8 protein-coding genes are annotated in these 8,685 nt (G+C 51.8%); 1 reads left to right on the top strand and 7 read right to left on the bottom strand.

What is annotated here, in order from left to right:
- Window positions 1-161 precede the first annotated feature (161 nt).
- Window positions 162-944: a 2,4-dihydroxyhept-2-ene-1,7-dioic acid aldolase gene (locus tag F4Y39_22310; protein ID MYC16472.1), complete on the top strand. Its 783-nt coding sequence runs from the start codon at window positions 162-164 to the stop codon at window positions 942-944.
- Between the two features lie 15 nt (window positions 945-959).
- Here the strand turns inward: F4Y39_22310 and F4Y39_22305 are convergent, their stop codons facing one another.
- The 7 genes from F4Y39_22305 to F4Y39_22275 are packed head-to-tail and all read right to left on the bottom strand — an operon-like array spanning window position 960 to window position 8,451.
- The gene (locus tag F4Y39_22305) at window positions 960-1,628 is read right to left on the bottom strand and encodes a hypothetical protein (protein MYC16471.1); all 669 of its coding nucleotides are present in this window, start codon (window positions 1,626-1,628) and stop codon (window positions 960-962) included.
- 25 nt (window positions 1,629-1,653) lie between these two features.
- Window positions 1,654-2,943, bottom strand: coding sequence for a Gfo/Idh/MocA family oxidoreductase (locus F4Y39_22300; GenBank protein MYC16470.1), 1,290 nt, complete (start codon window positions 2,941-2,943; stop codon window positions 1,654-1,656).
- Window positions 2,879-3,850 (bottom strand): zinc-binding dehydrogenase, encoded by a 972-nt coding sequence (locus tag F4Y39_22295; GenBank protein ID MYC16469.1) that lies wholly within the window; start codon window positions 3,848-3,850, stop codon window positions 2,879-2,881. The genes F4Y39_22300 and F4Y39_22295 overlap by 65 nt, the downstream gene beginning before the upstream one ends.
- Before the next feature lie 12 nt (window positions 3,851-3,862).
- Window positions 3,863-4,600: a hypothetical protein gene (locus tag F4Y39_22290; protein ID MYC16468.1), complete on the bottom strand. Its 738-nt coding sequence runs from the start codon at window positions 4,598-4,600 to the stop codon at window positions 3,863-3,865.
- A 46-nt stretch (window positions 4,601-4,646) separates the two neighbouring features.
- Window positions 4,647-5,849 (bottom strand): Gfo/Idh/MocA family oxidoreductase, encoded by a 1,203-nt coding sequence (locus tag F4Y39_22285; GenBank protein MYC16467.1) that lies wholly within the window; start codon window positions 5,847-5,849, stop codon window positions 4,647-4,649.
- Between the two features lie 13 nt (window positions 5,850-5,862).
- The gene (locus tag F4Y39_22280) at window positions 5,863-6,897 is read right to left on the bottom strand and encodes an alcohol dehydrogenase catalytic domain-containing protein (GenBank protein ID MYC16466.1); all 1,035 of its coding nucleotides are present in this window, start codon (window positions 6,895-6,897) and stop codon (window positions 5,863-5,865) included.
- Window positions 6,898-6,921: 24 nt separating this feature from the next.
- The gene (locus F4Y39_22275; protein MYC16465.1) at window positions 6,922-8,451 is read right to left on the bottom strand and encodes a sialate O-acetylesterase; all 1,530 of its coding nucleotides are present in this window, start codon (window positions 8,449-8,451) and stop codon (window positions 6,922-6,924) included.
- Between the last annotated feature and the right edge of the window lie 234 nt (window positions 8,452-8,685).

Here is an 8,685-nt window from a genome sequence, read left to right as displayed (position 1 = left end):
CCTTGCTAATAGTATAACTTCATCTTGTTCAAGAGGCAACCCAAAATTGTCTGGGTCTGGATGCGGGCGCAGAGAAGACCACTGGATTTTTTCACTATTTTTGTGTATTGATAGAAAATGAACTGCGCTACCAGGTGCAACAATACTTTCAAGGAGAAAACATGCGACGAAATAAGCTGAGAGAACTGCTCGATGCCGATAAACCCAGTCTGGGAACCCATGTACACAGCCCGTGGCCATCGGTATTTGAAATGGTGGGATATTCGGGACAGTTTGACTACATCGAATACGTATCGGAATACGCCCCGTATGATTTACACACCATGGATAATATCGGGCGGGCTATCGATCTATTCGACGAGATGTCGGCAATGATCAAGGTCGAAGAAGATCCGCGTGGACATATTGCAAATCGCGCCATAGGTGCGGGCATTCAAAATGTTTTATTCGCCGATGTGCGTACAGTAGAAGATGTGGCAGCCTGTGTGGCAGCCGTGCGTCCCGACACGCCAGAAGATGGTGGGCATCACGGAGTAAATATGCGCCGGTACGTGCGGTTCGGTGTGGATACAGGAGGGGCTGAATTTATTCAGTCGTGTCGCGATTCCGTTGTCGCGATCATGATCGAAAAGAAGGAAGCAGTCGAAAATTTGGAAGCACTGCTCTCCGTACCGGGCTTAGATATGATACAGTTTGGGCCAGGAGATTATTCTCTGAACACGGGCTATGCCAGAGAAAAGGTACAAGAAGCGGAAAAATACGTGATCGAAACATCGCTTAAAATGGGCGTTGCGCCCCGGGCAGAACTCGGAGATGCCAGAGGCGCGAAGCGATATTTGGACATGGGCGTGAAACACTTTTGTGTGGGAACCGATGTGAGCATCTTAATGCAATGGTTCCGCGAAGAGGGCAAAGCGATGAGAGACGTGCTGGAAAATGCGTAGAGATAAGAAGAGACTTCATTCCGCATCAACCAATTTCCCATCTTTGAATATCAGTTTCAAGTCGTCATAAGTGAGAACGGTTTTGGAGCCGAGGTCAACGCGCGTTTTGGGTTTGCCTTTCAGGGCGATCACTTCTTCAATGGACATATTCATTTTGAGCAAAACGGTATCCTCTGCACCTTCTAATTCCGCTTCGCTTGCAGCAAAGGCGATATTGAAAAGACGTTCAACTTCGGGAATCGTGTACTTATCCCTATTGACCTTGAGGCGAACGGCATGGCGAGCACCTGACAGTCTGTCGAGTTCAATATAGACCTCTTTCTCCCTTGCCTCAGCTTTTCGGATTTGAACTTTCGCGCCCCTTTGGATCACCCGCACGCTCCACCCCGAAAGCTCATCTCGTATAATGATATTCCTGACTTCCTCGGCAAAATCCTCTGCAGACTGAGACTGAGATTGGCGAAAACCGCCTATTGTGGCGCGGTATGAAACTTCCCCATTCTCAAAAACATTTGCCGCATCAATACCTCGAATCCCGTCATTCACCTCTACAAAATCGATTTTGATCCAGAACGTCTTGCCTTTAAGCGCAGCAACATGACTTTTCACATCTGCCGGTTGCGCTTGCACAGTTTGAGCTGAAACAATAACCATCGACAAGAACATCATAAAAAAACGCATCATATCTCTCCAATCTGAGTAGTGCACATCACAACCAACCAGCCACCGTCCACAGCGGACTGAGACGCTGGAAAGGGGCATTTAACAGACGCTTGTGGTCTGTGATGGGATGCCCCCCGTACTGCCGAACAAATTCGGCTTCAAAGCGACACTCGAGATCTGTCTCTTCCGTCAGCGGAAGATCAACCCAGACACTACCCCTATTCGCGCTTTCGCGAATCGCAATCCAGATCTCCAGATCCCTGCGGGCATTTGCAGGACTGTACTGCGGTTCTGCTCCCTCTGTCACTGCCCTGTAAAGGCTATTGAGAATCGCGGCTTTAGCCACATCGTCCGCATGGGAAACCTTCTGGCGCTTGAATGGATTCTCCCAGACAACCGGTGGATCGGTATCTACGCGAACAGACGAGAGAATCTGCTCTCCGTCAATCTCCTCGAACATCTCCCGAATTGGGTAAGATGTGCGTTCACTACCTCCATAAAGCACCAGTTCATTGCCCGAAAGATGCCCTTCCACCCCTTCGATATCCCAGAAGTTACTGCGCGCACCCGCTGGCGACATCTCGTATAAACAAACAATGTCATCTTCGAACTCGACAACAGCACTCTCCCACCATCGGGTCGTTTCCTGTTCCCCGCCATAATTGCTATATGGCAACACCTCCACCGATTGTGCATAGCCCAGGGCACGGGTCGCGGCCTTGTCGAGGATCATTCTAACCCCGTTGATCCCGTGATAGCTACCAGACGTGTACCACAGACGCGCATGTGTCAGTTTTCCAAGCAGTCCTTTTCTAACGATCTTTTGCTTTAATTGTTCCTGAGGCCAGAGCCAGACATTTTCAGCAACCTCCCAAACAACGCCTCTATCTCGACATGCCCGATCAATTGCATCGCCAATCGCCAGCGTGTGGGCATAGGGAATCTCCGTGATAATATGACAGCCGCGCTCAACAGCCGCCAAAGCCATGACCGCCTGTCCATCTGTGGGGACAAGAATAAAAACCACATCTGGCTTTTCCCCATCCAGCATCGCTTCAAAATCGGTATATCTCGCGTCAACGCCAAAACGCTCGCCAACAACCTGTAACGCCTGCTCGCTATGATCACAGATCGCGCACAAATCGTAGAGATCGGTCAGCTTGACCATCGTCGCGATATATCCGCGAGCACGGGAACTTTCATAAGCACCGCAACCCACAACAGCCAATCGAAGTTTCTTCATAGCGTCTCCTGTCCTGCTCAAAATCAGATCAATCCCACTCCAGAATGACGCCGAGTGCTTCGTCCGGCTTGTGATAGAGCAGGTGATACGCATCCGGAGTTTGTTCCCATGGGAGTCTGTGGGTGATCAGTTCGGCGACTTTGACCCGTCCGTCGATCAGCATCTGGGCTGCATCCCGCATACACGCCTCTCTGGGTGTATCGATGCGGATGCCCGCGATGATCTGCTTATTCATAAAGGCGTCCCCTTCCAGAGGCAATGGAGCACCTTGATACTTCGCGATGAGATGAATCGTTCCCCGGGATGCGAGCATCTTCTGAGCTTGTTCGAAGGACTGGATACCAGCGTAGCCCCCGACGCACTCGACGACGAGGTCGGCACCCTTGCCATCTGTGAGTTCCTTGACCGCTGCCACGGAGTCGGTCTGGGAGACATTGATCACATTTTCGTGCCCCAGTTTCCGCGCGATATCGCATCGGAGAGGCTGTGCATCGACGACGATTACACATCCGGGATCGCGTTCCCAGACGATCTGAGCGCACAGGGCACCTACAATCCCCTGACCGAGCACGACAACGGTCTGCCCGGGTTCTATTGGCGAAGAGCGCATCCACATCACAGAACTGGTCGCGAGAGGGAGAAAGGTCGCGGTCTCATAGCTGAGTTCTTCCGGAAGGGGGAAAGCGCGCCGGGATCTCTCGGTTTCGCCGGCAATGACGTACTGAGCGTGCGGGGTGTTCGCCATGACGCGCTGTCCCACTGCGAAATCCTGGATGTTGGCCCCCACGCCCACGACCTCACCCGCGTCGGAATACCCCATCATCTCAGGACTTACCGCCTCTTCCCGGACGTATCGCCAAAATAGCTCCGACCCCCTGCTAATCAGGCTGCGCTTGACCTCAATCAGCATCTGATCGGGACCGGGTTCTGGCTGTTCGACTTCGACCATCTGCACATTGGCGAAGCCATCGAGCTTTTCAAGTCGTTTCATTCGTGCCATAACGGCATCCTTTCAGTTGATATCGCGCAAGCCTTCCCAGTGATCCCACAGATCGAAGGGCAGGTCGAACAGGATATCGCTCAGGTTCTTGAAAGCAAAGCGATTGACAAGCGCCATGCGGATATCTGTCCGACAGTTCATACTGGCCGTGTGCAACATATAGTGGTGCCAGAAGCAAACCGTGCCCGCAGGTGCGGCGTGTTCATAGCGCGTATCGGGATGTAAAAAACCGGGCACTTTGAGACCGCTCAAATTAGTCAGGGCATGCGCCTGGAAATATCTGGCAACCTTGAGGTGTGCTCCCGCCCATGTGGTAAAACCGCCGCCACGGGGCAAAACATCGCTGATATTAATAGTCACAGCAACGGTGAAAGTATCCGCAACCCCCTCGATGAGATACCCGTCCAGATGTCCTCGCGGCGGCTGCCAGTCCGTATGCCCGCTCGGGTAAATCATTTTACACAGCCCATTCCCAGGCGAACGAAGACGCCCCTTACCCGCGAGTTCTTCGGCCATATCGTAAAGCGGTGTATCTGTCCTCATAGCCGCGACTGCGGGATGGTCGCTACACGGCAGATTGCCTTTTGGCCCCGCGTTAATCCATGTCTGGGGATCATCGCGATCCGCCTCGATATATTCCCACACGGCATCCCGCGCATTTTTGAGTAGGTCTGATGCAATCAGGTCGGGTTTGACAACATAACCATTTTTTTTAAAAAAGGCTTTTTCTTCATTAGAAAAATAAGACATGGTCAACTCCCTGTTTATGGATGAATTCTACTCTCCCCACAACTGATCAATCAATTTCCAGACGATTACCCGTGGGCGGATCGCCCAAATCGGGAATCTCGAGCAATTCACCGCCCTTAAGGGCCGATTCGTGGGCAATGAGGCCCGGGATCATATAGCGCGCAGCTTCGTAAATATTGTTCGGCGGCGTCTTGTCCGAGACACAGGCGCGAACAAAATCGTCAACCAGAAACTGATGTGAGCCATTGTGACCATTGGGCAAACCTCTAAACGCATCGGGCAAGCGGTGAACGGGATGAACGGGAGCAACTGTGTGATGCGTTCCATCGTCTGCGATAACCTTATCCATATCGCCCTCAACGCGTCTTACCGCTACGCGACAGGTGAGTTGCGCGTCGAGAGATTCGCGTTCAGACCGATCTTTTGTGAGCCAGACGGCACCCGAGGCATTGTGTTCAAAGCTGCCCTGTGTGCCAAACATCGTCATACGCACCGTCCCCGGATGTCCAACACGGCGAAATTCATTGATGCGCGCGGTGCTGCCATCGGACAGTTTGAACAGCGCAGACTCATTGCTGAAAGGATTATTCCACTTATTTGATTTATAGATTCTATCCTCGTGGCGATCTGTGAAACCCTGGCATGAAACGTGGGTCATACGCGCGCCAGTGATAGAGAGAATCTGACTCGTCGAATGGGTGGGATAAAACATAGGGGGTTTGCCAGCGGTTTCGCGCCAATTTTTCCCTCCGCGCCACTTTGCAACAGCGTACAGACCGTGATCCCAGTCGTGATAATATTCGGCTTCGGCGTACACAATATCGCCAAATGCGCCCTCGCGGAATCGCTGCCGACAGTAAATCACTGCCGGATAATAGTAACTCGTTTCACCGAGCATATAGATATTACCCGTCTCGCAGACAGCTTCGGCAATCGCGCGAATTTCGTCGAGTGCCATGCCCGGTGGCACGGCTGAATAGACGTGTTTACCCGCGCGAAGTGCTTGCACTGCCTGCGGCCCGTGCAACCAGTTCTGGGTAAAAAGCGCGATAGCATCAACATCGGTATCACACAGATCATCGAGAGACGGCGACGTCTGCACAATCCCGTGTTTTTCGGCGTTACTCTGGCGTTTTTCTTCATCCAGATCGCACAGAACGACCTGATCTACATCTGGATGTGCATTGAACAGGGGAATAAAGCCCTGTGCAAATGCCCCTACGCCGACAATACCGAGACGAATACCCATAGCACAAACCTTTTTATTTTACGAGATGCACTTTGACACAACCGGACTTTTTGTCAGCGGCGGTGTGAAAAGCTTCGGCGATATCGGCAAAGGGGTAGCGATGGGTGACGAGTTTCGTAGCTTCCACGCGCCCAGAAGTAATAAGGTCAATAGCGACATCAAAATCGGTCCGCATGCCGCTGAAACCGTAACAATTGGACCCCGTGATATTGACTTCGGACCAGACAATTGATCGCAAGTCAACCTCGAGGGGCTTGAAGTAACCGGCCACGAGAACGATCATGGCATGGCGGCGCGATATAGCGATAGAATCATCGAAGTTCTGCGCGGTGCCCACAGTTTCGATAACGGCGTCATACCCCATGCCATCGGTGAGATCATTAACCACATCCTTCACATCGGTCGTTGTAATATCGACGATGTGATCCGCGCCCAGGTCACGCGCGAGGTCGGCCTGCTGCGGATATTTGGCGGTAATCAGCGTTTCGCGCACACCAATAGCTTTGGCAACTGCCAGACAAAGTTGACCAATTGTTCCCCCACCGATCACGGCAACCCGATCCTGGTAAGACGCTTTTGCCTGTGCGAGTGCACGATGCGCGACAGCGAGGGGTTCTACAAGCGCACCCTGTTCAAAAGTCATGTCGGGCAATTTGAAGACACTATTTTTGTGTGCGGTTGTATATTCGGCAAAACCACCGTGCGATTCTCCCGAAAACCACTTGCGATTGGCGCAGTGATTGTAGCGACCTGTAACACAGTAGTGACATGTACCGCAATGCGAGAAACATTCGGCAGTGACGAGGTCTCCCACCTCAATATCAGTCACGCCCTCGCCAACTTCGGCAACCGTGCCACACAACTCGTGTCCCGCGGCGCGTTCGAGTGAAGGTTTCCACTCGCCAAAATAATTGTGCAGATCGCTACCGCAGATACCAGAACTCCTCGTTTGCAGAGTAATATAACCCGGTGCCGGGGGCGTATATTCAACATCTTGCCATTCAATTTCGCGGATACCCTTGTAAAGTGCTGCTTTCATAGCGGACATTGGAATCTCCTGTGAAGGTGGGACTCACTGCCGATCAGCGGTGATACCGCGCCAGTCATCTGTGCGAAAAGGCGATGCTGGCAAATCTGCGCCATTGTACAAATTGCAAACTGGATTATCTGCCCATGCGTATCGGACAGCAACGGGCTGCTGCACATCTTTGCTCCAGACCAGCACATCGTTGCCATCAATTTTTGCCTCTGCCCAGATAAATTTGCTATCTTGTCCGGCAATTGCAAAACCCTTGAGCATATTGCCCTTTGCTTTCAGGCCGCCATACGCGTGATCAAATTTCAGGCGAATTTTGTCTTCTTCAACCGCCATAGACCGATACACAGGACCAGAATGCGGTTGATCCATACCATAGACCGTAGCTTCTGCCCCCAGAGCCAGACGCAAGCCAACATCCTGTTTATTCCTCGGGTGAATATCGTCTGCCTCTCCAATATCAATCGCCACAGCCATACCCGTATTTGGCAATGAAAGCGCCATCAATTGCGCCTCGCGCAATTCAGCCCAGGCACTCTCCTCTGGATTTTCCTTTACCTGTCTAAAATTGGCAAGCTGTACAAAGAAAAATGGAAATGCGCCCTGCCCCCAACTCGAACGCCAGTCCTGAATCATCGCTGGAAACAACGCGCGATATTGATACGCGCGGCCAGCATTTGATTCCCCCTGATACCATATCGCACCGCGAATGCCATAGGGAACGAGAGGTGCGATCATCCCATTGTAGAGCACAGACGGGCGATGGGGATGATTTGGACCGCGCGGTGCTCGCGGGCGGCGTTGCCCCAGAGCGCGCAAGCTATCGGTATTTGCACGCCAGACAGCGAGTCTGGCTTGAAATCTCTTCTGTGCTTCTGGATAAGCGGCGATATGTTCTGCCCAGCGTTTACCCAGCGGCGCATACTCCGGTACGACTTGAAGCGCGGGCAATGAAGTCCAGGCTTCAGCCGGTGTACCACCCCAGGATGTATTGATAAGACCAATGGACACATTCAAAGATTTGTGCAGGCGGCGCCCAAAATAATAGGCCACCGCAGAAAAATTGCCGACACTACTCGTATCGCATACACTCCACATGCCCTCAACATCTTGCGCGGGCCTTTGAGTGGCACTGCGTTTGACTGTAAAAAGTCTGATATTGGGATAATCTGCCGCTTTGATCTCCTCCTCCGCATTTTGAGAACGCCTGACGGACCAGGCCATGTTGGATTGCCCCGAGCAAACCCAGACCTCCCCCACCATCACATTGTTAAAAGTGACAACATTCTTGCCGCGCACAGTGAGTTGATACGGGCCTCCCGCATCCATAGGACTCAGGTGAATCTGCCATGTGCCCCCTGCATCTGCTGTGATCGTCACGCGCTGGGTATCTAACTCAATGGTAATCTCTTCATTGGCACTGGCATTTCCCCACACGGATATTGCAATTTGTCGCTGCAACACCATATTATCTGAGAAAATTGCAGGCAGCGAAACATCTGCGAGGACGGGATATGGAAGCAATAACAGCAGGGCGACAATGGATTTGCGAAGAGTAGAAGTCATGATTGCATCCTTTGCATAAGATTGACAATAGTAGTATCAGACCATGATAAAGTGGGATTCTGCATCGCACAAGTCGGAATTGTTCCTTAGCCTTGCTTTTTTCCCAATGGCAACTTATTTTGTCGAATGACTCGTGTTGATTTATAAAAAGGAGACACTTATGCCCATCTCTTTCCCCCATCTTCTTTTTAAGTACACCTCAATATGCGGCATATTCCTATTCTGCATAATAGG

Source organism: Gemmatimonadota bacterium (assembly GCA_009838845.1).
Classification (GTDB): domain Bacteria; phylum Latescibacterota; class UBA2968; order UBA2968; family UBA2968; genus VXRD01.
The sequence above is the reverse complement of the archived record's forward strand: the minus strand, read 5'-3'. Positions and strand labels throughout refer to the sequence as shown.

What these genes read in the sequence shown, in the direction of transcription:
- F4Y39_22290 (MYC16468.1), bottom strand. Translation starts at nt 4,600, where the DNA reads ATGTCTTATTTTTCTAATGAAGAAAAAGCCTTTTTTAAAAAAAATGGT.
- F4Y39_22305 (MYC16471.1), bottom strand. Translation starts at nt 1,628, where the DNA reads ATGATGCGTTTTTTTATGATGTTCTTGTCGATGGTTATTGTTTCAGCT.
- F4Y39_22310 (MYC16472.1), top strand. Translation starts at nt 162, where the DNA reads ATGCGACGAAATAAGCTGAGAGAACTGCTCGATGCCGATAAACCCAGT.
- F4Y39_22275 (MYC16465.1), bottom strand. Translation starts at nt 8,451, where the DNA reads ATGACTTCTACTCTTCGCAAATCCATTGTCGCCCTGCTGTTATTGCTT.
- F4Y39_22280 (MYC16466.1), bottom strand. Translation starts at nt 6,897, where the DNA reads ATGTCCGCTATGAAAGCAGCACTTTACAAGGGTATCCGCGAAATTGAA.
- F4Y39_22295 (MYC16469.1), bottom strand. Translation starts at nt 3,850, where the DNA reads ATGGCACGAATGAAACGACTTGAAAAGCTCGATGGCTTCGCCAATGTG.
- F4Y39_22285 (MYC16467.1), bottom strand. Translation starts at nt 5,849, where the DNA reads ATGGGTATTCGTCTCGGTATTGTCGGCGTAGGGGCATTTGCACAGGGC.
- F4Y39_22300 (MYC16470.1), bottom strand. Translation starts at nt 2,943, where the DNA reads ATGCGTATCACCTGCTCTATCACAAGCCGGACGAAGCACTCGGCGTCA.